Source organism: Zoogloea sp., assembly GCF_030157465.1.
Taxonomy (GTDB): Bacteria; Pseudomonadota; Gammaproteobacteria; order Burkholderiales; family Rhodocyclaceae; genus Zoogloea.
On sequence record NZ_JAOAUU010000121.1, the window covers coordinates 18,261 to 40,898 of the forward strand.

General features: G+C 66.1%; 17 protein-coding genes and 1 pseudogene. 9 read left to right on the forward strand and 9 right to left on the reverse strand.

The features are described from left to right. Window positions 1–18: 18 nt before the first annotated feature. Genes Q1W26_RS14430 through Q1W26_RS14445 form a run of 4 tightly spaced genes read right to left on the reverse strand, consistent with a single transcriptional unit; the run spans window position 19 to window position 6,514 of the window. Window positions 19–4,056 (reverse strand): translocation/assembly module TamB domain-containing protein, encoded by a 4,038-nt coding sequence (locus tag Q1W26_RS14430; RefSeq protein WP_300441550.1) that lies wholly within the window; start codon window positions 4,054–4,056, stop codon window positions 19–21. Window positions 4,057–4,059: 3 nt separating this feature from the next. Further along, the gene (gene trpC, locus Q1W26_RS14435) at window positions 4,060–4,848 is read right to left on the reverse strand and encodes an indole-3-glycerol phosphate synthase TrpC (RefSeq protein WP_300441552.1); all 789 of its coding nucleotides are present in this window, start codon (window positions 4,846–4,848) and stop codon (window positions 4,060–4,062) included. A 45-nt stretch (window positions 4,849–4,893) separates the two neighbouring features. After that, window positions 4,894–5,925 (reverse strand): anthranilate phosphoribosyltransferase, encoded by a 1,032-nt coding sequence (gene trpD / locus Q1W26_RS14440; protein ID WP_300441556.1) that lies wholly within the window; start codon window positions 5,923–5,925, stop codon window positions 4,894–4,896. 13 nt (window positions 5,926–5,938) lie between these two features. Beyond that, window positions 5,939–6,514: an aminodeoxychorismate/anthranilate synthase component II gene (locus Q1W26_RS14445; RefSeq protein WP_300441559.1), complete on the reverse strand. Its 576-nt coding sequence runs from the start codon at window positions 6,512–6,514 to the stop codon at window positions 5,939–5,941. Between the two features lie 203 nt (window positions 6,515–6,717). Between Q1W26_RS14445 and Q1W26_RS14450 the strand changes: the two genes are divergently transcribed. Beyond that, window positions 6,718–7,272 carry an outer membrane beta-barrel protein gene (locus tag Q1W26_RS14450; protein ID WP_300441562.1) on the forward strand — a complete coding sequence of 185 codons (555 nt, stop codon included), beginning with the start codon at window positions 6,718–6,720 and terminating at the stop codon, window positions 7,270–7,272. 59 nt (window positions 7,273–7,331) lie between these two features. On the opposite strand, the gene trpE is transcribed toward Q1W26_RS14450, so the two are convergent. The 3 genes from trpE to Q1W26_RS14465 form a co-directional block, all read right to left on the reverse strand. Further along, the gene (gene trpE / locus Q1W26_RS14455) at window positions 7,332–8,804 is read right to left on the reverse strand and encodes an anthranilate synthase component I (protein WP_300441565.1); all 1,473 of its coding nucleotides are present in this window, start codon (window positions 8,802–8,804) and stop codon (window positions 7,332–7,334) included. 164 nt (window positions 8,805–8,968) lie between these two features. After that, window positions 8,969–9,682 carry a phosphoglycolate phosphatase gene (locus Q1W26_RS14460; RefSeq protein ID WP_300441568.1) on the reverse strand — a complete coding sequence of 238 codons (714 nt, stop codon included), beginning with the start codon at window positions 9,680–9,682 and terminating at the stop codon, window positions 8,969–8,971. A gap of 58 nt (window positions 9,683–9,740) precedes the next feature. Next, window positions 9,741–10,916, reverse strand: a complete 1,176-nt coding sequence (locus Q1W26_RS14465) for an MFS transporter (protein WP_300441570.1) — start codon at window positions 10,914–10,916, stop codon at window positions 9,741–9,743. An 85-nt stretch (window positions 10,917–11,001) separates the two neighbouring features. On the opposite strand from Q1W26_RS14465, the gene Q1W26_RS14470 reads away from it, so the two are divergent. Further along, window positions 11,002–11,943 (forward strand): GlxA family transcriptional regulator, encoded by a 942-nt coding sequence (locus Q1W26_RS14470; RefSeq protein ID WP_300441573.1) that lies wholly within the window; start codon window positions 11,002–11,004, stop codon window positions 11,941–11,943. Between the two features lie 7 nt (window positions 11,944–11,950). On the opposite strand, the gene rpe is transcribed toward Q1W26_RS14470, so the two are convergent. Beyond that, window positions 11,951–12,643, reverse strand: coding sequence for a ribulose-phosphate 3-epimerase (rpe, locus tag Q1W26_RS14475; protein ID WP_300441575.1), 693 nt, complete (start codon window positions 12,641–12,643; stop codon window positions 11,951–11,953). A 150-nt stretch (window positions 12,644–12,793) separates the two neighbouring features. Between rpe and apaG the strand changes: the two genes are divergently transcribed. Beyond that, window positions 12,794–13,180, forward strand: coding sequence for a Co2+/Mg2+ efflux protein ApaG (gene apaG, locus Q1W26_RS14480; protein WP_300441577.1), 387 nt, complete (start codon window positions 12,794–12,796; stop codon window positions 13,178–13,180). A 158-nt stretch (window positions 13,181–13,338) separates the two neighbouring features. On the opposite strand, the gene Q1W26_RS14485 is transcribed toward apaG, so the two are convergent. Continuing rightward, window positions 13,339–13,980 (reverse strand): DUF2238 domain-containing protein, encoded by a 642-nt coding sequence (locus Q1W26_RS14485; protein ID WP_300441579.1) that lies wholly within the window; start codon window positions 13,978–13,980, stop codon window positions 13,339–13,341. A gap of 171 nt (window positions 13,981–14,151) precedes the next feature. On the opposite strand from Q1W26_RS14485, the gene Q1W26_RS14490 reads away from it, so the two are divergent. The 6 genes and pseudogenes from Q1W26_RS14490 (at window position 14,152) to Q1W26_RS14515 (ending at window position 22,291) form a co-directional block, all read left to right on the forward strand. Next, on the forward strand, window positions 14,152–15,285 hold the full coding sequence (locus Q1W26_RS14490; RefSeq protein ID WP_300441582.1) for a methyl-accepting chemotaxis protein: 1,134 nt from the start codon (window positions 14,152–14,154) through the stop codon (window positions 15,283–15,285). A 172-nt stretch (window positions 15,286–15,457) separates the two neighbouring features. Next, window positions 15,458–16,084 carry a LysE family translocator gene (locus Q1W26_RS14495; protein WP_300441585.1) on the forward strand — a complete coding sequence of 209 codons (627 nt, stop codon included), beginning with the start codon at window positions 15,458–15,460 and terminating at the stop codon, window positions 16,082–16,084. A 75-nt stretch (window positions 16,085–16,159) separates the two neighbouring features. Continuing rightward, complete coding sequence (locus tag Q1W26_RS14500; protein WP_300441587.1) at window positions 16,160–17,974, forward strand: ABC transporter ATP-binding protein/permease; 1,815 nt, start codon at window positions 16,160–16,162, stop codon at window positions 17,972–17,974. Between the two features lie 217 nt (window positions 17,975–18,191). Further along, window positions 18,192–19,715, forward strand: coding sequence for a DUF4118 domain-containing protein (locus tag Q1W26_RS14505; protein ID WP_300441590.1), 1,524 nt, complete (start codon window positions 18,192–18,194; stop codon window positions 19,713–19,715). Then, window positions 19,712–20,401, forward strand: a complete 690-nt coding sequence (kdpE, locus tag Q1W26_RS14510; protein ID WP_300441593.1) for a two-component system response regulator KdpE — start codon at window positions 19,712–19,714, stop codon at window positions 20,399–20,401. The genes Q1W26_RS14505 and kdpE overlap by 4 nt, the downstream gene beginning before the upstream one ends. A 9-nt stretch (window positions 20,402–20,410) precedes the next feature. Next, a pseudogene (locus Q1W26_RS14515) lies at window positions 20,411–22,291 on the forward strand (potassium transporter Kup). Window positions 22,292–22,638 lie beyond the last annotated feature (347 nt).

Sequence of the window (22,638 nt, forward strand, 5' to 3'; positions counted from 1 at the left end):
TCAAGCCCGGCGCCGCAGCTATCTGAAAGACAACGAGAACAGCATGTCCAGCGCGTTCTCGCTGCCGGCACGGCCGATCACGGCGATGCGGCGCGTGAGCTGGTAGGTGAGCTTCACGATGCTGGAGGTGCCGGCAATGCTCTGCTCGAAGGACAGCATGGCCCGCGACGAGAGGCGCTTGCCGATGGTGATGACCTGGCCCGGCACGCTGCCGCCGGTGCCCGCCGAGGCGCGGGAGGCCGTGCCGGTGACGCTGCCGGTGGCGACGCTGCTGGTTTGCACCCGGCTCCGGCTGTCGATGCCCGTTCCAAACGAAATCTCGTCGAAACCGAGCGCCTTGGCGAGGCTGGCCGACATGCCGCCACCACTGCCGCCGAGCAGGGCCTGGGCGGCGGGCAGCAGCAGCGCCATTTCGCCGCCGGAGCCCTGATCGGGCGGGCGCCCGAGCACGATCCAGCCGAGCTTTTCGGGGTCGGGCACGTTGGGTTCGGACACCAGCCGCACAACCGGCCGGCGCGCCGTGCCGCTGATGCCGACGCCCGCTTCCACCGACAGGCCCTTGCGCAGGGCGACCACGTTGAGGCCGGGATTGGCGAGCGGACCACTGAAGGTGACGATGCCGCGCTCGATGCTCAGCATCTGCCCGTAGCCCTCGAAAACCCCGCCCACGGTGGTGATGGTGCCGGTCGCCGCCAGCGGACGGCCGTCGCCGGAATTGAGGCGCAGGTTGCCGGCGAGCCGGGTGTCGAGGCCGAGGGCCTTGACGTAGAGCGCATCGCCAAGGCCGATGGCCAGATCGACCGACATCTTGAACGGGCTGGCCTGGGGCCTGCCTTTGCCGGCCGGATCGAGCACCACCACGTCGTCGCCCAGGCTGGGCGCCGGCGTGCGCGACAGCTCGACAAAACCGGCATCGGCAGCCAGGCGGCCCTTGAGGTGGGCGGAGTTCCAGCCGGTGATCACCTCGCCTTCGCCGCTCAGGACCAGCCATTGGTCCTCCCGCTGCAAAAGCGGCAGGCGCTCGGCGGTGAAGTCGAAGTGCCCTGCCCCGCTGGCCAGGTTCACTTCGCCCCGCGCCTTGAGGGTGCCCGGCGTGCGGGTGAGCCGGGCCATGTCGATGCGCCCTTCGTTGGGCCGCACCCGGTTGGGCGAGACAAAGCTGAATTCTTCAAGATTCAGGCGATCGCGGTTGAAATCGGCCTGCAGGGTGCCGCCGGACAGGTGCAGGCCCTGGTCCGCCATCACGAAGGAAAGTTGCTCGCCGCGGATTCGCCCGGCGGCTTCGGGCCGGGCCGGGGTGCCGGCCAGCGTGAATTCGCCCTTCAGGCTGCCGTCGGTCTTGAGGTTCTGGTCGGCCAGCGGGCCGGCCCAGGCGATGGACGGAATGTCGAGGCGCGCCGCGCCCAGCAGCGGCGCACCGGGCACCAGGCGCACGCTGCCGTCGGCGGCACGTTCGGCCAGCGCGGTGCCGGCGCCGGAGGCGCTGCCGAGCCGGCTGCCGTGGGCGCTGAAGCCGAAAGCCAGGCGGTTGGCGACGGCGTTGAGGGTGAGCTGCAAATCGTCGAGACCAAGCCGCACCGGCGAGTCGCCCTGCAGTTCGAGATCGCCTTTTTCGCGGTAGATGCGCACCAGGCCATTCACCTGCTCGGCAATGTCCACGTCCCACTCGCCGCCGATCTGCAGGGAATCGCCGCGGGATTTGACCGCCCGGGTGGACGGATCGAGGATCACCCCGACCTGGACGCCGCCCATGCTGCCGCGGGCCACGAGATGACGCGCCTGCCAGCGGGTTTCGTCGAGGCGGTAACGCCCGCCGGAGCCCCCGCGCAGTTCGGCCGTGCCAAGACGCATCAGGTCGCGCGACAGCAGCAGCGGTGCCGGCGCAAGCAGCACCGCCGGGTAATCGCCGCGCACTTCGAGGCTGTCGAGCCGGCCTTCCCAGCGCGGGCCGTCGCCCAGCTGGCCGGTCAGGCTGAGCACGCCCGACTGGGCGCCTCGGCCAATCACTTCGAGCCGGGCGGTATTGGCGGCGCGGCTGCCATCGAAGACGAAGCTGGCGCGGTGCACCAGCGCCTCCTTCTCGGCAATCCGGCCCAGTCCGGTAAGGCCCAGCGTGAGCGCGATGGCGCCGCTGCGCCCTTCGGCCAGGCGACCGCGGCCGTTGACGGTGTCGACGCGCAGGGCGCCAAAACCGAGTTTTTCGCCAAGCAGTTCAAACTCGCCGGCTGGGTGGTCGACACTGCCGCGCAGCACGCCGTCGAGCTTGAGCCGCCCGCCCAGGCCGTGGCCCAGCGCAGCGAGGCTCGGGGCATCGAGGTGCACGGCCAGCGCATCGCCGGGCTTGCCGTAGCGCCCTTTGGCCGACAGGCGGTTGCCGGCAATCTCCAGCGCCAGATCGGCATGGGCGAGGCGCGAGCCGTCGAGGCTCAGCTCGCCCTTGCCGGCCAGCGGCTTGCCCTCGAAGGTGCTGGAGGCGAGTTCAAAATCGAGCTGGCCGGCCAGTTGCGGCAGGCGTTGGCCCTTCAGGCTGAAGCGGGTGTTGAGTTCGGCCGCCGGCGCGCTCGAAACGAAGGCGCGGGGATCGAAATTTTTCAGCTGGCCACGGGCTTCGAAAGCCCCCGGCCCGGCCAGCCGCAGGGTGCCGGCGGCGTCGAGCCGGGCGGCCCTGGCGCTGGCCACAAGCCGGTCGATGGTCACGAGGCCGGCGCGGTGACGGGCATCGACGCGCAGCGCGAGTTGCGGGTCGCGCAGATCGGCGCTCACGGTTTGCGAGTCGGCGTCGGCCCTGGCCTCGATGCTGCCGGCAATCCGCGTGGCCACGGCCCGCGTGTCGAGCCGGCGCGCATCGAGCCCGGTGATGCGCAGTTCGGCATCCACGGCACCGAAACCGTTTTTCTCGTCGCCCCTGGGCGCCTGCCAGCGGGCGGAACCCTCGCCGCGGCCCTTGCCGGGCAGGCGCAGGTCGAGCCCGGAAAACGCCAGCTCGCCACCGGCCCAGCGCACGCTGGCGGCCAGGGATTCGAGGGGCAGCGCGCCGCTGTCGTAGCTGCCGGGCTGGTGATTGACGATGCGCACCGGGCCGCTGACGATCCAGTCGGCGGCCGCGGGCTTGCCGGCACCGGGGGCCACGGAGGGTTCGAGCGTGGCGTCGATGTCGAGCGCGGCCCTCGGGGCGGCGGCGCTGAAGCGGCTCGGATCGAGGCCGACGAGCTTGAGCACGGCCGACTTCAGCGGCAGCGGCGCAAAGGGCGTTGCCACTATGGCGGCCGTGCCGTCCATCCCGGCGCCGCTCGCCGTGGCGTCGAGCGTGAGGTTTTCGAGGTCGCCGCTGGCGCTGGCCTGCACCGCCCACGCCTGGTCCGCCTGGCGGGTGGCGAGGCGGGCAGTGGCCTTGAGCGGAAAAGGCCGGCGCCCGTCGAGTTCGAGGTCGGCGCCAAGCTGGCCGAAGGGCGCGGTGAGGCTGAGGCCGGTGAGCCTGTGTTGACGGCCGTCCGAGGCCAGCGCACCGGCAAGGGCGGTGAATTCGAGATCGGGCGGCGCGGGCTGGCCGTCGACCAGTTTGCCGATCGACAAACGGTCGATCTGGAAGCGGCCGATGTGCAGCGCCCTGGGCGATTCGAGGCTGGCCGGAAGCGTCGCGGCCTCGTCACTGGGGCTGCTGGCGACCGAAACCTCGGCGGCCGACAGCGTGCTCATGTCGAGCCCGCCGCGCGCCAGCGCAGCCGGACGCCAGTCGATGACGAGCTGGCGGACATCCACCTGCAGCGTGGGCGTGCGCACATGCAGCGCGCCCACCTTGAGCTGGCCGAACAGATAGCCCTCGGGCGCCTCGACGCTCACCACGCCGCCGCTGAGCCGGGCCGCCAGGTCGACCACTGCCTGCAGGCCGGATTGCGTGCCGCCGAGCCAACCGGTCACCAGCACAACAACCAGCACCAGCCCGAGCGCCGCGGCCAGCAGCCCGCGCATGACGCGCGCCAGCCGGCCCTCGCGGCGGCGCGGAGCCGCTGCGGGAGCCTCGGGGCCCGGGTCGTGGGGTGCGGGCGCCTCGTTCATCCCTTAGCCGAACAGGCTGGCCAGACCGGCACCGGGATCGTCGGCGCGCATGAAGGCTTCGCCAACGAGGAAGGCATTGACCTTGTTCTCGCGCATCACGGCCACGTCGCCGGGCGTGAGGATGCCCGATTCGGTTACCACGATGCGATCCGGCGGAATGCGCGGCAGCAGGTCGAGGGTATTTTGCAGACTGACTTCGAAGGTGCGCAGGTTGCGGTTGTTGATGCCGAGAAGCGGCGTGCGCAGCTGCAGCGCCAGATCAAGCTCGGCGCCGTCGTGCACTTCGACCAGCACGCCCAGGCCGAGGCTTTCGGCGATGCTTTCCATCTCCTGCATTTCGGCCAGGCTCAGGGCCGAGACAATCAGCAGGATCGCGTCGGCGCCCATCGCGCGGGCTTCGAACACCTGATAAGGATCGACCAGGAAATCCTTGCGCAGGGCCGGCAGGCTGCAGGCGGCGCGGGCGGCCTGGAGGTATTCCGGCGCGCCCTGGAAGAACTGCTTGTCGGTGAGCACCGACAGGCAGGCGGCGCCGGCCTTTTCGTAACTGGCGGCAATGTCGGCCGGACGGAAGTCGGCACGGATCACGCCCTTCGAGGGGCTGGCCTTCTTGATCTCGGAAATCACCGCGGGCTGGCCGGCCGCAATTTTCGCGCGGATCGCGGCGACGAAACCTCGCGCCGGAGCTTCTGCCGCGGCGCGTTCGCGCACGGCGGAATCGGAAACCAGCGCACGGGCGGCGGCCACTTCCTCACGCTTCACGGCGAGGATTTTATTGAGGATGTCGGACATGCGATCTCTCATTTAGGGGCGACCGAAGTCGCCCTACAGAAGGGGTCAGGCGAACTTTCTGGTGCAGGCGATGAAGGCTTCCATCTTGGCGCGCGCGGCGCCCGAAGCCAGCACTTCACGCGCCCTGGCGATGCCGGCGCCGATGGAATCGACCACGTTGGCGGTGTAGAGCGCCGTGCCGGCGTTGAGGGTGACGATCTCGCGGGGGGCACCCGGATGGTTGTCGAGCACGCCGAGCAGCACGCTCTTCGACTCTTCGGCATCGGCCACCTTGAGGTTGCGGCTGGACATCATGGTCATGCCGAAATCCTCGGGGTGGATTTCATACTCGAGAATCTTGCCGTCCTTGAGTTCGCCGACCATCGTGGCGGCGCCCAGCGACACTTCGTCCATGCTGTCGTGGCCGTACACCACCATCACGTGCTTGGCGCCGAGGCGCTCCATCACGCGCACGCAAATGCCCACGAGATCGGGGTGGAACACGCCGAGCAGGGTGTTGGGCGCGCCGGCCGGATTGGTGAGCGGGCCAAGGATGTTGAACAGCGTGCGCACGCCCATTTCGCGGCGCACCGGGGCCACGTTCTTCATGGCGCTGTGGTGGTTGGGCGCAAACATGAAACCGATGCCGGTTTCGGCGATGCACTCGGCCACCTGCTCCGGCTTGAGATTGAGATTGACGCCCAGCGCTTCGAGCACATCGGCGCTGCCCGACTTGCTGGAAACGCTGCGCCCGCCGTGCTTGGCCACGCGGGCGCCGGCCGCGGCGGCCACGAAGATCGTCGCGGTGGAAATGTTGAAGGTGTGGGAGCCGTCGCCGCCGGTGCCGACCACATCGAGGAAGTGGTCGTTGGGCGGCGGCACCACCACCTTGGTGGACAGCTCGCGCATCACGGTGGCGGCGGCGGCGATCTCGCCGATGGTTTCCTTCTTGACGCGCAGGCCGGTGAGGATGGCGGCGGTCATCACCGGCGAGATGTCGCCGGCCATGATCTGGCGCATCAGCGAGAGCATTTCGTCGTAGAAGATCTCGCGGTGGTCAATGGTGCGCTGCAGGGCTTCCTGGGCAGTAAAGGTCATGAGCGGGCTCCGGTCAGGCGTTCTTGGATTGTTCGAGGAAGTTGCGCAGCAGGTCGTGGCCGCGCTCGGTCAGGATGGATTCCGGATGAAACTGGACGCCTTCCACCGCGAGGGTCTTATGGCGCACGCCCATGATTTCGCCGTCATCGGTCCAGGCCGTCACTTCAAGACAGTCGGGCAGGCTTTCGCGCTCGATGGCCAGCGAGTGGTAGCGCGTGCAGGTGAGCGGGTTGGGCAGCCCCTTGAAGACCCCGCTGTCGAGGTGATGCACCGGCGACACCTTGCCGTGCATCAGCTTCTTGGCGTGCACGATCCTGCCGCCGAAGGCCGCGCCGATGCTCTGGTGGCCAAGGCACACGCCTAGCAGCGGAATCTTGCCGGCGAAGGCCTGGATGGCCGCCACCGAAATGCCGGCCTCGGCGGGTGAACACGGCCCCGGCGAAACGACGATCTGGTCGGGCTTGAGATTGGCGATCTGTTCGACGGTGATTTCGTCGTTGCGGAACACCTTCACTTCAGCGCCAAGCTCGCCAAAATACTGGACGAGGTTGTAAGTGAAGCTGTCGTAGTTGTCGATCATCAGCAGCATGGCTGGAAATCCTTTCCGGAAATGCGGCCGGCCTCGCGGGTCAGGCCCGGGGCGGCGGACGCAATTGCATAATTTGTATTGAACTCGGCCGGGCGCCGCAAGGCACGCAAAGGCCGGCAAAACTTTGTAACCATGGTTACCGACAGGCGGCCGCCGGCTGTGGAATCATTCGCCCGCTTTCCATATAACAACGAGGACACATCATGAAAACCGCCCGCATCCTGCTTGCCGCCGCTGCCCTGACTGCCGCCGCCGCTCCGGCCCTGGCCGGCGACTGGAAATTTCTGCCCGTCACCGAAAAGGGCTACGCCCCGGCCTTCGTGGCCTCCGTTACCGGCGGCGTGATGGACCCACAACACGTCAAGAGCGGCGACGCCTGGGGCCTCGAACTGGCCATGAACTGCGGCCTTCTGCAGACGCCCACCGGCGTGATCCGCACCAAGCTGTCGGTCACCAAGTTCGACAAGGGCGGCCTTGACCTGACCACCGTCGAACTCAACCCCCGCTGGACCACGCCGATCGCCAAGGATCTGACCCTCGGCGTCGGCCCCGGCATCGGCTGGGTGAAGGCCGACGGCGGCAGCCGCAACGTGGACATGTTCGCCTGGCAGGTTGGCGCCGATCTCGACTACCGGATCGGCCAGCTCAACCTGGGCCTCGGCGCCCGCTGGCAGGACACGGTGAACAAGACCGTCGCCACCGGCCAGGCCGGTGCGGACAACTGGCTGGTCCAGGCCAAGGTCGGCGTCGCGTTTTAACGCGCGCGCGTTCGGCAAGCCCGTGCAAGGCCGCCTCCGGGCGGCCTTTTTCATGGCTGTCACAGCCGCGTGTCGAGTCCGGCTTCGGCGATCTCGGCGGCGCGCAGCATCGCGCGGGCCTTGCTCTGGGTTTCCTGCCATTCGGATTGCGGGTCGGAATCGGCAACGATGCCGGCGCCGGCCTGGACGTGAATCTTGCCGTCCTTGACCACCGCGGTGCGGATCGCGATGGCGAGATCCATGTCGCCATGAAAGCCGATGTAGCCCACCGAACCGGCATAGATGCCGCGCTTGGTGGGTTCGAGTTCGTCGATGATTTCCATCGCCCGCAGCTTGGGCGCGCCGGACACGGTGCCGGCCGGGAAGGTGGCGCGCAGCACGGCCAGCGCGTTGAGATCGTCCTTCAGCTTGCCTTCGACGTTGGAGACGATGTGCATCACGTGGGAATAGCGCTCGACGGTGAAGCGCTCGGTCACGCGCACGCTGCCGGTCTTGGCAACACGGCCGCAGTCGTTGCGGCCCAGATCAAGCAGCTGGGTGTGCTCGGCGCGCTCCTTTTCGTCGGCCAGCAGTTCCTGCTCCAGCGCGAGATCTTCTTCGTGGGTGGCGCCGCGCTTGCGGGTGCCGGCGATGGGCCGCACGGTCACGTCGCCGTCTTCGAGGCGAACCAGGATTTCTGGCGAGGCGCCGACCACCTGGAACTCTTCGAAATTGAAATAAAACATGTACGGCGAGGGGTTCAGGCTGCGGATCGAGCGGTACAGCGCCAGCGGGCTGGCGCCGAAGGGCTTGCTCATGCGCTGGCTGAGCACCACCTGCATGATGTCGCCCTCGACGATGTAATCCTTGGCCTTTTGCACGGCGGCCTTGAAGGCTTCCTCGCCAAAGCTGGACACGGCCTCGGCGGGCGCGGCGCGCTGGTCGGCGGGCACCGGCACCGGCTCGCGCAGGCGGACGAGGAGTTCCTTGAGCCGCTTGACGGCGCGCTTGTAGGCGTTGGGGACTTCCGGCTCGGCATAGACGACCAGCGTGAGCTTGCCGGAGAGGTTGTCGACGATGGCGATTTCTTCGGACAGCAGCAGCAGGATGTCCGGCGTGCCGAGTTCGTCCGGCTTTTCGGTCTTGGCCAGGCGCGGCTCGATGTAGCGCACCGTGTCGTAGCCGAAGCAACCCACCAGGCCGCCGGCAAAGCGCGGCAGGTGGGCGCGCGGCGGCACCTTGATGCGGTCCATGAACTCGGCGACGTAGCTGAGCGGATCTCCGTAATCGCGACGTTCGACGAGGCGGTCGTTGGTCAGCAGCAACACCGAGCGGCCGCGCACCTCGATGCGCGTCGGGGCGGCCAGGCCGATGATCGAATAGCGCCCGAAACGCTCGCCGCCCTGCACGGATTCGAGCAGGTAGGTGTTGGGCACATTGGCCAGTTTCAGGTAAACAGAAAGAGGGGTGTCGAGATCCGCAAAGGTTTCGACGGTAACCGGAATGCGGTTATAGCCCTGGTCGGCCAGGGCGTTGAATTCGGCTTCTGTCATGGAGACTCCGGAAGGACATGATGCTTTTTCGCGAGGGTATCACGGGGCGGGCCCGTGACTGTTCGGGGCGGCTCAGGCGAGCAGCCATGACCGGCCGCCGCATCCGCCAGAGCGGGGGATACGAACGGCAGGGAACTCCTCGAGGGCAATCATGTACTTGCGGGTCACGACGGGATGGATGTCCGGTATTGGCGCTGGATGTGCGGGAGCGCATCCAGGAGGCTGGATATTAGCCCGTCGCATTCGATGCTGTCCACCGCCACGCCTTCGCTGTAGCCGTAGGTGACGAGCAGCACCGGCATGCCGGCGGCGCGGGCGGCGTCGGCGTCGTTGGCCGAGTCGCCGATCATCAGCGCGTCCCCCGCATCCGCCCCCAGCAGGCGGCAGGCGTGGAGCAGCGGCGCCGGATGGGGCTTCTTTTCGGCCAGGGTGTCGCCGCTCACCGTCGCGCTGAAAAAGCCCGCGAGGCCCATGCGTTCGAGCAGCGGCCCGGTGAAGGCGGCCGGCTTGTTGGTCACGCAGGCCATCGGGATGCCCTGCTCGCGCAGCGCTTCCAGGGCCGGCAGCACGCCGTCGTAGATCAGCGTGGAGGCGCCGTTTACCTCGGCGTAATGGCGACGGAAGGCATCGACCGCGGCCTCCACCTCGGCCTCTCCCGCCGAGCCGCTCTCGACGAGGCAGCGCCGCACCAGGTTGAGCATGCCCTTGCCGACGAACGTACGGATCACGTCGATGGCGTGCGGCGGCCGGCCGAGTTCGACCATCATGCGGTGGCAGGCCTCGGAGAGATCGGGAATGGAATCGAGCAGGGTGCCGTCAAGATCGAACAGCACGGCGCGCACCGGCCGGATCGTTTTTGAATGGGCTTGCTGGACCATGACTTTCCTTCAGACTTGAGGCTTCGACACATCGGGGAGGCGTGGAGGATACGGGAGATCAGGCGGCCGGCGCCAGCCCCGCCCGACGCCGCCACAGGGCGCGCAGCAGGCCGGCCATCAGCAGCGCCACCGGCACCACGACAAGCAGGTTGACCGTGGCCCAGCCGAGCCTGTCCACCAGAGGCCCGGCGCCCAGGGTCGCGAGGGTGACGGAGAGAAACACGATGCTGTCGTTGAAGGCCTGCACCGCGGGCTTCTCTTCGTCGCGGCAGGTTTGGGTGAGCAGCGTCGTGGCGCCCACGTAGAGAAAATTCCAGCCGACGCCCACCAGCACCAGCGCGCCGCTGAAATGGGCGATCGCGTCGCCCGCCAGCGCAACACCGATGCCGGCCAGCACCAGCGCCCCGCCCAGCGACATCACCTGCAGCACCCCAAAACGGCCGATCAGTAGGCCGGTGACGAAGGACGGCGCGAACATCGCCACGAGATGCCACTGGATGACCGTCACGGTGGAATCGAAATCGTGGCGGACGCACAGCATGGCCAGCGGTGTGGCGGTCATCAGCAGGCCCATGGCCGCGTAGCCCACCGCGGCACCGGCCACCGCCAGCCGGAAATCGCCCTGGCGCGCGATCTGGCCAAGGGGCCGCGGCGCCCGCCCCGCCTCCGGCCTGGGCGGCACGGGCAGGCGCAGGAACAGGCCCAGCCCGGCCGCCAGCAGCGCCACGCCGACCAGCACCGCGAAGCTGGCCAGAAAGGGCGTGCCGGCAAGCTCGCGGGTCGTGCGGACGATGAAGGGCCCGAGGAAGGCGGCCAGCACGCCGCCGGCGAGAGTCAGCGAAATCGCCTGGCTGCGCTGCTCCGCCGGCACCGCCTCGGCCGCGGCAAAACGGTAGAACTGGCTGACCGCGCCCAGCACCCCGACGCACAGGCCCGACAGCACGAACACCGCGAAGCTGCCACGCAGCAGCCCCGCCACCGCAAGCGCCAGCCCGGCCGCGCCGACCAGCGCAGCGCCGACGAACACCGGCCGCCGCCCCCGGCGGGCCATGAGCCGGGCCAGCGGATGGAGCGCCAGCATCGTCGCCAGATACTGGACGGCCAGCGGCAGCGTGGCCCAGCCGGGCGCGGCAAGCAGCCCGACGCTCACCAGCGCCGAGGCGGACAACATCAGGCTGACGACAGTCATCGCCAGCGCCTGGCTCAGTGCCAGCAGGACAACATTGCGGTTCATGGCTGCACGCCCGGAAAGTTTTGACACGCTTATCGTCGCCCGCTACCGTCTTGGCGTAAATGACAGACAACCCACTTTTCATGCCATGACACGACGGATCGTGCTTCTCGTCTATCCCGGCTTCCAGGTGCTCGACGCCGCCGGGCCGCTGGCCGCCTTCGAAGCCGCCAACGCCTTCGTGCCCAACGCCTACCTGCTGGAGCTGATCGCCCGGGACGGCGGCCTGGTTGCCAGTTCGGGCGGCACGCGCCTCGCCGCGACGGCCTTCAGCAACAGGGCCGGGGATGACACGCTGATCGTCACGGGCGGCGACGGCGTCTTCGCGGCCGCCGAATGCGCCACCACCGTCGGCTTCGTGAGCAACAGCGGCGCGGCGCTAAGGAGGATCGCCAGCGTCTGCTCGGGCGCCTACCTGCTGGCCACCGCGGGCCTGCTGCACGGCCGGCGCGCCACCACCCACTGGCGGCGCTCGCAGGATTTCGCACGCCGTTTTCCGGACGTGCAGGTGGACGCCGACCGGATTTTCACGCGGGATGGAAAGGTGTGGACCTCGGCCGGCATCAGCGCCGGCATCGACCTGGCGCTGGCCCTGATCGCCGACGATCTGGGCGAGACCGTGGCGCGGCAGGTCGCCCGCCAGCTGGTGGTGTATTACCGGCGCCCGGGCGGGCAGTCCCAGTTTTCAGAGATGGCCGAACTGCAGCCGGCCGGCGGGCGTTTTGCCGCGCTGCTCGACCACGTGCGCAGCCACCTGCGGGACAGGCTGGACGTGGATGAGCTGGCCGGGCTGGCGCGCATGAGCCCGCGCAATTTTTCGCGCTGCTTTGCCGCCGAAGTGGGCGTCACGCCGGCGCGGGCAGTGGAACGCCTGCGCGTGGAGGCGGCGCTCGCGGCGCTGGAAAGCGGCGCCCGCTCGGTTCAGGAGGCGGCCCGGGAGTTCGGCTTTGCCGACCCGGAACGCATGCGCCGGGCCTTCATGCGTACGCTCGGTGTGCCGCCTTCAAGCCGGCGCCGGGCGCCGGGCTGAAACGCGCTCAGACACCGGCCAGCGCGCTGCGCAGGCTGGCCATCACGCTGTTGTAGCGCTGGGGGTCGGAATCCTTTCCGGCCCCGAACACGGCCGAACCGGCCACGAAGGTGTCGGCCCCGGCGCGGGCAATCTCGGCGATGTTGTCCACCTTCACGCCGCCATCCACCTCCAGCAGGATCCGGCGCCCGGTCTTCTGTGCGTAGGCGTCGATCTTGGCGCGGGCCTCGCGCAGCTTGTCGAGGGTGCCCGGAATGAAGGACTGGCCGCCGTAGCCGGGGTTGACGCTCATCAGCAGCACCACGTCGAGCTTGTCCATCACGTGATCCATCCAGGTGAGGGGCGTGGCCGGGTTGAAGACCAGGCCGGCCTGGCAGCCGCTGTCGCGGATCAGGCCGAGGGTGCGATCGACGTGCTCGGAGCCTTCGGGGTGAAAGGTGATGATGTTGGCGCCGGCCTTGGCAAAGTCCGGCACGATGCGATCGACCGGCTTGACCATCAGGTGCACGTCGATGGGCGCGGTGGTGCAGGGGCGGATCGCCTCGCAGACCAGCGGGCCGATGGTGAGGTTGGGCACGTAATGGTTGTCCATCACGTCAAAATGGATCCAGTCGGCGCCGGAGGCGATCACGTGGGCGACTTCCTCGCCAAGCTTCGCAAAATCGGCGGACAGCAGGCTGGGGGCGATGCGGTAGGTCATGGGGCAATCCTGGACAAAAGCCTGACGGAAAAACGCGGCAAGTCGGGCAGTCTACCCGCCCGAAACCGTCTTCGCCAACGCCGCGCAGCGGTTGCAGCGGGGCGGCGATTCCGCTTCAATAAGCGTCCCCAACCGAATCCGCCACAAAAAATGACCACCCACCCCGAACGGGACAGCATCGAGATCAAGACGGCTTGCCGATTCATCCCCGAACAATCCGACGTGGAAGCCGAGCGCTATGTGTTCGCCTACCACATCACCATCCGCAACACCGGCCGCGTCAGCGCCCAGCTGATGAGCCGCCACTGGATCATCACCGACGCCGAGGGCGCCGTGCAGGAAGTGAAGGGCGCCGGCGTGGTGGGCCAGCAGCCGGTGCTGCAACCGGGCGAGCAGTTCGAATACACCAGCGGCTGCACCATCGCCAGCCCGGTGGGCACGATGAAGGGCAGCTACCAGATGGTGACCGAAGACGGCACCCACTTCGACGCGCCGATTGCCGAATTCACGCTGGCCATGCCCCGCACGCTGCATTAAGAGCTTGTCCGTGAATAAGAGGCCGAGGCCTGGGAGGTGAATCGCCGCCAATGCTAGGCGCGCTTTTGCAGCTTGGGTGGTGCCCAAGCCAGAAAGCGCAACAACGCAGTGGCGGTGATTCGGCCCCGGGCCGACGCCGGCCTATTCACGGACATGCTCTAAAACGGCCGGCGCAGGCCGCCGCCGATGCGGGCCAGCTGCCGGTCGTGCCAGCGGCCCAGCGCCCACTGGGCACAAACCGCGCCGACGAGCGCCATCGCCATGTCGCTCTGGGTATCCCAGGGGTCGCCCTGAGTGCCGAGAAAAGCCTCGGCGCCCTGCCCCAGCGCCACCGCGGCGCCCCATTCAACAAGTTCATAAACAGCCGAAATCGCCAGGCAGATGCAGCTGACGATGAACAACAGCCAGCCTCGCCCGCGCACCACCGCGCGGCGCAGCAGGATTTCCCGCGCCGCAAGGGCCGGCACAAAGCCCTGCATGAAGTGGCCGATCCGGTCGTAGGGGTTGCGCTCAAACCCCATGACATCCTGCAGCCAGAAGCCGAAAGGCACCCGCGCGTAGGTCCATGCCCCGCCCACGATCAGCACCAGCGCGTGCGCCGCAATGAGCACCTGCAGCAGCCTGGTCAGGGGAAACCGCCGGTGGCTGGCCACCAGCAGCGGGGCAAGGATGATCACCGGCGCCACTTCCATCCACCAGGTCGCCCGGTCGAAGGGCGCCACCCCGGAGGCCACCAGGGCCACGCCGACAAGGCCGAGAAGCAGCACGGGAAGCCGGTCGGCAAAATTTTGCATGGACATCGAAAACCCTGAAAAAGAAACAGAAAGTCACATCGCCCCTGTGCGAAAGACACAAGTATCAAAGGCGAATGCCGTAAACAGGTTGTAACAAGCCCCAGGTTGCCTGTCGACTCAGCCAGGCACGCCCCCCCCCGGAGCACCAATCAGCCCCAGTCGAGAGCGAGCAAGCTTATGTGGATCAACAAAAAAAAATTCGAGCAACTCGAAGCGGACCTCCATGCTGCCACCGAACGTGAAACCACGCTCCAGGCCGAAATCTCGGCGCTGCAGGCCGAAATCAGCATGCTGCACCAAGGCAATTTCGAGCGCCAACACCGCACCGAAAGAAATCTGGCCATCGTCGAGCGCATGAGCGCCTTTGGCGGATCCCTCACCAACGCCCAGGGCAGCCTGGCCGAAATGGCCGGCATCCTGCGCAACGAAAAGGACAAGGCCATCGAGGCCGCCCACGTGTCGCTGGCCAGTGGCCAGGCCACCACCGAGATCGCCGAAAACCTGCGCCGCCTCGCCACCGAATCCCAGGATTCGGCCCACGAGGTGGAAACCCTCGCCCAGCGGGCCGACGAGATCAGCGCCATCGTCAAGCTGATTCACGACGTGGCCGACCAGACCAACCTGCTGGCCCTCAACGCCGCCATCGAAGCCGCCCGTGCCGGCGAGGCCGGCCGCGGTTTTGCCGTGGTCGCCGACGAGGTGCGCAAGCTCGCCGAACGCACCTCCACCGCCACCCGCGACATCTCCACCCTGGTCACCCGCATCCGCGAAGATTCGACCCGCGCCCGCAACAGCATGGAAACCCTGGCCCACTCGGCCGGGCAGTTCAGCGACCGGGGGCAACTGGCCACCGAGGACATGAAGCGCCTGATGGACCTCTCCGGCAACATGGAAGGCGTCATCGCCGGCAGCGCCATGAAGAGCTTTGTCGAAGTGGCCAAGATCGACCATATCGTCTTCAAGTTCCGCATCTACCTGGCGCTGTTCGACCTCATCGACCTCAAGTCCGGCGACCTGGCCACCCACACCAGCTGCCGGCTCGGCAAGTGGTACTACGAGGGCGAAGGCCACGACTGTTTCAGCAAACTCTCCGGCTACCGGGAAATCGAACCACCCCACGTCGAAGTGCACAAAGCCGCGGCCCTGGCCCTCGATGCCTACGCCAACGACGACACCAACGCCCTTCTCACCCATCTGGACAGCATGGAGCGCGCGTCGATGCGGGTGCTCGACAACCTCCAGAAGATGGGCGAAGCCGCCACCGCAGATCCTTCCATCCTGTGCCAGCCCGGCGAAGACCATCGCCACTGACCGCCCTCCGTGGCGGCTCCGGGGCAGAAAACATCCCCCACGGAACCGCCACGCAAGACCCCGGTGACAGGTCTCCGGCACGCGCGCCGGGCTCACCCTGACGCCGGGGCTGCAAGCTGAACACACAGCCACGCATTGACGCCCCCGCCGGCGCCGCCCAGAATCGGGCGCCATGCCCAGCCTCGACACCCTTCTCGCCTTTCTCGGCATTTCCGTCCTGATCACCCTCGCGCCCGGCCCCGACAACCTGATGGTGATCGGCCAGAGCCTCGCGCGCGGACGTCGCGCCGGGCTGGCCTTCGGCCTGGGCTGCGCCAGCGGCTGCCTCACCCACATCGCCTGGGCCACCCTCGGCATTGCCGCGCTGGTGCGCGCCTCGCCCGGGCTCTTTTTCGCCTTCAAGCTGGCCGGCGCGGCCTGGCTGCTATGGCTCGGCATCCAGGCCCTGAGAGGCGGCGGCACGCTCACCCCGGCCGCCGGCACGCCGCCCCGGCCGTGGCCGCGCGACCTTGCCCGCGGCTTTGTCGCCAACGCGCTGAACCCCAAGGTCGGCCTGTTCTTTCTCGCCTTCCTGCCCCAGTTCACCGATCCGGCCCAGGGCAGCCTGACGCTGCAGATGCTCGTCCTCGGCCTGGTCTTCATTGCCCAGACGGTGGTGATCTTCAGCACCATGGCCTTCGCCGCCGGCAGCATCGGCCACCTGCTGGCCCGCAGCCCCCACCTTGGCCCCTGGCTGGACCGCCTGTGCGGCGTGCTGTTCATCGGGCTGGCCGCAAGGCTGGTGAGCGGTGAGACCTAAGGGTCGAGGGCGCCCGCCCCCCACCCATCGCCGAACCTGAATCCCCCCTCCCCTCACCCATACCCCTCATCGACCATGCGACGCTCTCCCTCCGGCGCCCAGCCGCTTCCCGCCTCCGGCGAACGCCACGACTGGCAGACCATCAAGAAGCTGCTGCCCTACCTGTGGGCCTACAAGTGGCGCGTGCTGTTCGCCCTTGGCTGCCTGCTCTCGGCCAAGTTTGCCAACGTCGCCGTGCCGCTGGTCTTCAAGCAGGTGGTCGATGGCCTCGACATTTCCCGCGAGCAGGCCTTCATCGTGGTGCCCGCCGCGCTGCTGGTGGCCTACGGCGCGCTGCGTTTTTCCACCTCGCTGTTCACCGAACTGCGCGAGCTGATCTTTGCGCGGGTCACCCAGGAATCCGTGCGCGAGATTTCGCTCCAGGTATTCGGCCACCTGCACGCCCTGTCGCTGCGCTTTCACCTTGAACGCCAGACCGGCGGCCTCACCCGCGACATCGAACGCGGCACCCGCTCCATCGGTTCCCTGATCAGCTACACGCTGTATTCGATCCTGCCGACCTTCATCGAAATCGGCATGGTGCTCGGCATCCTGCTGGTGAAATACGAACCCAGCTTCGCGATCATCACCGTCGTCACGCTGAGCCTCTACATCACCTTCACCTTCAAGGTCACCAACTGGCGCACCGCGCTGCGCCGCCAGGCCAACGAACTCGATTCCGCCGCCAACGCCCGCGCCATCGACAGCCTGATCAACTTTGAAACGGTTAAATACTTCAACAACGAAGCCTTCGAGGCCCGCCGCTACGACACCGAGCTGGCCAAATGGACGGCCGCCCAGATCAAGAACCAGAAGTCGCTGTCGCTGCTCAACATCGGCCAGGCCGCCATCATCGCGGTGGGCGTCACCGCCATGATGTGGCGCGCCGCGCTGGGCGTGGCCAACGGCAGCATGACCCTCGGCGATCTGGTGCTGGTCAATGCCTTCCTGATCCAGCTCTACATTCCGCTCAACTTCCTCGGCGTGCTGTACCGCGAAATCCGCCAGGCGCTCACCGACATCGAACGCATGTTCGGCCTGATGGCCACCCACCGCGAAGTGGCCGACGCACCCGGCGCCCGCGCGCTTGCCCGCGGCCCGGCCGACGTGCGTTTCGATCACGTGGGCTTTGCCTACGAGCCGACCCGCAAAATCCTCCACGACGTGGACTTTGCGATTCCGGCCGGCAAGACCGTGGCCGTGGTCGGGCACTCCGGCTCCGGCAAATCCACGCTGGCCCGGCTGCTGTTCCGCTTCTACGACGTGCAAGGCGGCGCCGTGTGCATCAACGGCCAGGACATCCGCCAGCTCACCCAGGACAGCCTGCGCGCCGCCATCGGCATCGTTCCGCAGGACACCGTGCTCTTCAACGACACCCTGTTCTACAACATCCAGTACGGCCGCCCCGAAGCCAGCCGCGAAGAAGTCGAAGCCGCCGCCCGCGCCGCCCAGCTCGAAGACTTCGTCGCCCGCCTGCCCGAAGGCTGGCAGACCCGCGTCGGCGAGCGTGGCCTCAAGCTCTCCGGCGGCGAAAAGCAGCGCGTCGCCATCGCCCGCACCCTGCTCAAGAACCCCGACATCCTGATCTTCGACGAAGCCACCTCGGCCCTCGACTCCAAGACCGAAAAAGCCATCCAGGCCCAGCTCGACGCCGCCGCCCGCGGCCGCACCACCCTCGTCATCGCCCACCGGCTTTCAACCGTAATGAACGCCGACGAGATCATCGTGCTCGACCAGGGCCGCATCATCGAACGCGGCAGCCACGCCGAACTCCTCGCCCAGGGCACGGCCTACGCGCAAATGTGGAAACTCCAGCTCGAAGAGCGCGAAACCGAAGACGAGGCCGCGTGATATTGCAACGGGCATGGGGCTCATGCAGATGAGCCCTGCCGCTAAGGGACTGCAGCCCACGACAAAAATGAACGCGACAAGACCTTGAACAGGCCATCAGCGGTCGTTAGATCCGTCAGAAATCTTTACGACATTTTTACGGCACACCCACGAGAATCGACAGCGTTTTTATACCGGCGAGCATAGGCTGCAGCTATTCCGCCTCAAGAAACGCGACATGAAATCCACGGTCAGGAACAATCAGCCATCGGCCATCAAGTGTTTTGGTCTGACGGCCCTCGCTTGCATCGGCACCACGGTCGTCGCAACACCCTTGGCTGGACACCTCGACCTGGCAAACATCGTGATGCTTTTCCTGCTGACCGTTCTGGTCATTGCGGTCAAGCTTGGCAGGCGTGCTGCAGTGCTGGCCTCGATTCTGAGTGTGCTGCTGTTTGACGTTTTCTTTGTTGCACCGCGCTTCTCGCTGGCAGTCAGCAACATTCAGTACCTCGTGACCTTTGCCGTGATGCTGGTCACCGGCTTGACCACCGCGCACTTCACTTCAGCGCTCCGGCAAAAGGCGAAAGAAGCCGAGCAGCGTGAGCAGCGCACCGAGGGCTTGTACCAGTTGGCCCGCCAACTGGCGGGAACGCTGACGCAGAAACAGGTTGTCGAAATAACCGAAGCCTTCATCGGAGAACTGCTCGACGCCCAGTCCTGCATTCTTGTGCCGGATGAGACCCGACAAGTATTGCTGAGTGCCAGCGCCGCCAACTCGCTACCCATTGAAAGCCACTTGGCGAAAGTTGCACTGGAGAGCGGACAACGGGTCCGCAGCGATGAAGTCGGCAGCATGGGCTATGCCCCGCTTTATCTGCCGCTCGGCGCCTCGATGCGCATTCGCGGGGTTTTGGCCGTGCGCTTTGCCGACAACCCCGAAGAGCCTTCACCCGAAACAACAGCACTGCTCGAAGCCGTGGCCTCGCTGGCGGGCGTTGCACTGGAGCGGCTGCATTACGTCGAGGTTGCCCAAGCCACCGAGGTCAAGATGCTGACCGAGCGCTTGCGCAGCTCCATCCTGTCGGCGCTGTCCCATGACTTGCGTACGCCACTGACGGCGATGGTCGGGCTGGCCGACTCGCTTTTCCTTATCAAGCCGCCCCTCGTTCCAACGGCTCTGGAAACAGCGCAGGCCCTGCACGAACAGTCGGCACGGCTGGCGGGCATGGTCGGCAACCTTCTGGATATGGCCCGGCTCAATGCCGGCGAAGTGACGCTGCGCCGCGAGTGGCAGCCACTGGAAGAAGTGATTGGTGCGGGCATCAAGCTGCTCGGCAATGCCCTGGCTGAGCACCCGGTCAAAGTCGAATTGCCTGCCGATTTGCCGCTGCTGGAGTTTGACGCAGTGTTGGTCGAGCGCGTGCTTTGCAACCTGCTGGAGAACGCCGCCAAATATGCGCCAGCCCACACGCCGATTGAGCTGACGGCCCGACGTGCCGGAAATATCGTCGAGGTCATGGTCAAGGATCGCGGCCCCGGATTCCCGGAGCATCGCCGTGACGAACTCTTCAATATGTTCGTCCGTGGCCAGACCGAATCGGGCAAACCGGGGGCCGGACTGGGGCTGGCCATCTGCAAGGCCATCGTGGAGGCCCATGGCGGCAGCATTCGTGCCGAGAACCGACCCGAAGGCGGTGCCTGCGTCACTTTCACGCTTCCCGTCGGCAATCCGCCAATCGTCGAGGAGGAACCGGCATGACTACGCCCGCCAAAGTTCTGATCATCGAGGATGAAAAGCAAATTCGACGTTTTGTCCGGGCCGCCCTGGAAGAGGACGGCTGCCAGATCGCCGAGGCGGAAACCATGGCACAAGGGCTGATCGAGGCGGGTTCGCGCAAACCGGATTTGCTGATCCTCGACCTCGGGCTGCCGGATGGAAACGGCATCGACCTGATCCGTGACCTGCGCGGCTGGTCAGATGTCCCGGTGCTCATCCTGTCTGCCCGCTCCCAGGAAAACGACAAGATCGATGCGCTGGACGCCGGCGCGGACGACTATCTGACCAAGCCATTCAGCGTCGGTGAATTGCGGGCAAGGGTTCGTGCGCTCCTGCGGCGGCGCAGCCGCAGTGGCGAAACGGCTTCTCCCGTCATTGAATTCGGCACCACGGTCGTCGACCTGTCGCGCCGCATGGTGAGCCGTGCCGGCGAGCCGGTCCACCTCACGCCCATCGAATATCGCTTGCTGTCGTGCTTGCTGGCACAGCCCGGCAAGGTGCTCACACAACGCAATCTGCTCCGGGAAATCTGGGGGCCGTCGTATATCGAGAGCAGCCATTACTTGCGGGTCTATGTCGGTCATTTGCGCCAGAAGCTCGAAGACGACCCGACTCAACCCAAACACTTTCTGACAGAAACCGGCGTCGGCTATCGCTTTCAGCCGTAGAGAAAAATCATGCAACAAGAACCCGACAAAAAGCGTCTCGCGACGCTGACCCTGGCCGCGCTCGGCATTGTCTATGGCGACATCGGAACCAGTCCGCTGTATTCCATCAAGGAGGTTTTTGGCGGAGCGCACCACCCCGTGCCGATCACCCCGGAAAACGTGCTGGGCATCCTGTCGCTCTTCTTCTGGTCGCTCATCATCGTGGTGACGCTGAAGTACGTTTCCTTCATCCTGCGTGCCGACAACAAGGGCGAAGGCGGCATCATCGCCCTGATGACCCTGGCCCTGCACAAGGGAACACCCGGCACCTGGCAGCAGAAGCTGCTGGTCACACTCGGTCTGTTCGGGGCCGCGCTCTTTTACGGCGACGGTGTCATCACCCCGGCGATTTCCGTCTTGTCAGCCGTCGAGGGACTGGAAATCATCACCCCGGCTTTCAAGCCTTACATCCTGCCGATCACACTGTTCGTGCTGGTCGTATTGTTCATGTTTCAGCGCCGCGGAACCGCCAGCGTCGGTGCGCTGTTCGGCCCGGTCATGGTGGTGTGGTTCGCCGTTCTGGCCTTGCTCGGGGCACGTTCCATCATCGACAACCCCGACGTGCTGGCCGCGATCAATCCGCTGCATGCCTTTCAATTCCTCACCGGCAATTCGCTGCTCGGCTTCTTTGCCCTGGGGGCGGTGGTTCTGTGCATCACCGGCGCCGAAGCACTGTATGCCGACATGGGACATTTCGGCGCCAAGCCGATTCAATACGCCTGGCTGGGCTATGTCATGCCGGCCTTGCTGATCAACTATTTCGGGCAGGGTGCGCTGCTGCTGGCCAATCCGGGCGCGGTGGAAAACCCGTTCTAGCTGCTGGCGCCAGAATGGGCGCTGTACCCCCTGGTGATTCTGTCCACGCTCGCCACCATCATCGCCTCACAAGCCGTCATTTCCGGCGCCTTCTCCATCACTCAGCAGGCCATTCAGCTGGGCTACACGCCGCGACTGGAAATCGAGCACACCTCGGACAGGGAAATCGGTCAAATTTACCTGCCTGGCATCAATTGGCTGCTGCTGGTGGCAATCATTGCCCTGGTCATTGAATTCGGTTCATCGTCAAAGCTGGCAGCGGCCTACGGCATTGCGGTGACGGGCACGATGCTGATTACCAACTTTCTGGCAATTGCCGTGGCCATCCGCCTCTGGGACTGGAGCCCGGCGCGGGCGATTCTCGGTGCCCTGCCCTTCATCTGCATCGACCTCGGCTTCTTCCTGGCGAACTCCGTGAAAATCCCGGATGGTGGCTGGTTTCCACTGGTATTCGGTCTGGCCATCTTCATTCTGCTGACGACCTGGAAGCGCGGACGTGAGCTTCTCGGAGAACGCCTGGCAACAGATGCAATGGAATTGAAGCCATTCATCGAGAACATTACCGAGAGCGGTGTCGAGCGGGTTTCGGGGACCGCGGTGTTTCTAACCCCGAATCTCAAATTAGTGCCTCATGCGATGCTGCACAGCCTCAAGCATTACAAGGCATTGCACGAACAGGTCATCGTCCTCAGCGTCGAAGTATTTGATGTGCCTTTTGTGCCTGATATTGACCGGGTCGAAGTACACCGTTTAAACGGGAACTTCAGTCAGGTCATCGTCCAATATGGCTTCAAGGATGAACCGGATATTCCGGCAGCGCTGGCACAGTGTGCAGAGGCCGGCCTGGACATTGACATGATGGACACCTCATTCTTCCTCGGCCGGGAAACATTGATACCGAAACTGGGCTCCGAGATGGCTTACTGGCGCGAGCTGCTTTTTGTGGTGATGTTCCGGAATGCAGGGAGCGCGACCGCGTTCTTCAAGATTCCATCCAACCGGGTCGTGGAGCTGGGTTCGCAGGTGGTGCTGTAGCGGCGACGACGCACCCGCCACGCTGACGCCGGCCGTCTCTCGCCTCCCCAGGCAATCACACCCCGCAACAGACCCGTCTAAACCTTCGTCTAATATCCCGCTACAGCGTTTCCTTATAACTTTCGGCCATACGGTTTTGTCGATGAGCATCGGCCCGCCGTGTGATCCGGGCGACACAGATCGCCCTGCCGAAAGGGGGCGGCAGGATTTCCGCATCCCGCCACAAAGGAGACATAAATGGCTGTACTCAATCGGATGGACTGGTACGACCTTGCCAGAACCACAAACTGGACGCCCGGGTATGTAACGGAAGACGAGCTGTTTCCACCCCCGCTCGCGGGCGCCTT

Bases quoted from the DNA above. Each gene is read 5' to 3' on its own strand.
- Q1W26_RS14490 (WP_300441582.1), top strand. From the start codon at position 14,152: ATGTGGATCAACAAAAAAAAATTCGAGCAACTCGAAGCGGACCTCCAT.
- Q1W26_RS14460 (WP_300441568.1), bottom strand. From the start codon at position 9,682: ATGGTCCAGCAAGCCCATTCAAAAACGATCCGGCCGGTGCGCGCCGTG.
- Q1W26_RS14445 (WP_300441559.1), bottom strand. From the start codon at position 6,514: ATGCTGCTGATGATCGACAACTACGACAGCTTCACTTACAACCTCGTC.
- Q1W26_RS14430 (WP_300441550.1), bottom strand. From the start codon at position 4,056: ATGAACGAGGCGCCCGCACCCCACGACCCGGGCCCCGAGGCTCCCGCA.
- Q1W26_RS14465 (WP_300441570.1), bottom strand. From the start codon at position 10,916: ATGAACCGCAATGTTGTCCTGCTGGCACTGAGCCAGGCGCTGGCGATG.
- apaG (WP_300441577.1), top strand. From the start codon at position 12,794: ATGACCACCCACCCCGAACGGGACAGCATCGAGATCAAGACGGCTTGC.
- Q1W26_RS14505 (WP_300441590.1), top strand. From the start codon at position 18,192: ATGAAATCCACGGTCAGGAACAATCAGCCATCGGCCATCAAGTGTTTT.
- trpC (WP_300441552.1), bottom strand. From the start codon at position 4,848: ATGTCCGACATCCTCAATAAAATCCTCGCCGTGAAGCGTGAGGAAGTG.
- rpe (WP_300441575.1), bottom strand. From the start codon at position 12,643: ATGACCTACCGCATCGCCCCCAGCCTGCTGTCCGCCGATTTTGCGAAG.
- Q1W26_RS14500 (WP_300441587.1), top strand. From the start codon at position 16,160: ATGCGACGCTCTCCCTCCGGCGCCCAGCCGCTTCCCGCCTCCGGCGAA.
- Q1W26_RS14485 (WP_300441579.1), bottom strand. From the start codon at position 13,980: ATGTCCATGCAAAATTTTGCCGACCGGCTTCCCGTGCTGCTTCTCGGC.
- trpD (WP_300441556.1), bottom strand. From the start codon at position 5,925: ATGACCTTTACTGCCCAGGAAGCCCTGCAGCGCACCATTGACCACCGC.
- trpE (WP_300441565.1), bottom strand. From the start codon at position 8,804: ATGACAGAAGCCGAATTCAACGCCCTGGCCGACCAGGGCTATAACCGC.
- kdpE (WP_300441593.1), top strand. From the start codon at position 19,712: ATGACTACGCCCGCCAAAGTTCTGATCATCGAGGATGAAAAGCAAATT.
- Q1W26_RS14470 (WP_300441573.1), top strand. From the start codon at position 11,002: ATGACACGACGGATCGTGCTTCTCGTCTATCCCGGCTTCCAGGTGCTC.
- Q1W26_RS14495 (WP_300441585.1), top strand. From the start codon at position 15,458: ATGCCCAGCCTCGACACCCTTCTCGCCTTTCTCGGCATTTCCGTCCTG.
- Q1W26_RS14450 (WP_300441562.1), top strand. From the start codon at position 6,718: ATGAAAACCGCCCGCATCCTGCTTGCCGCCGCTGCCCTGACTGCCGCC.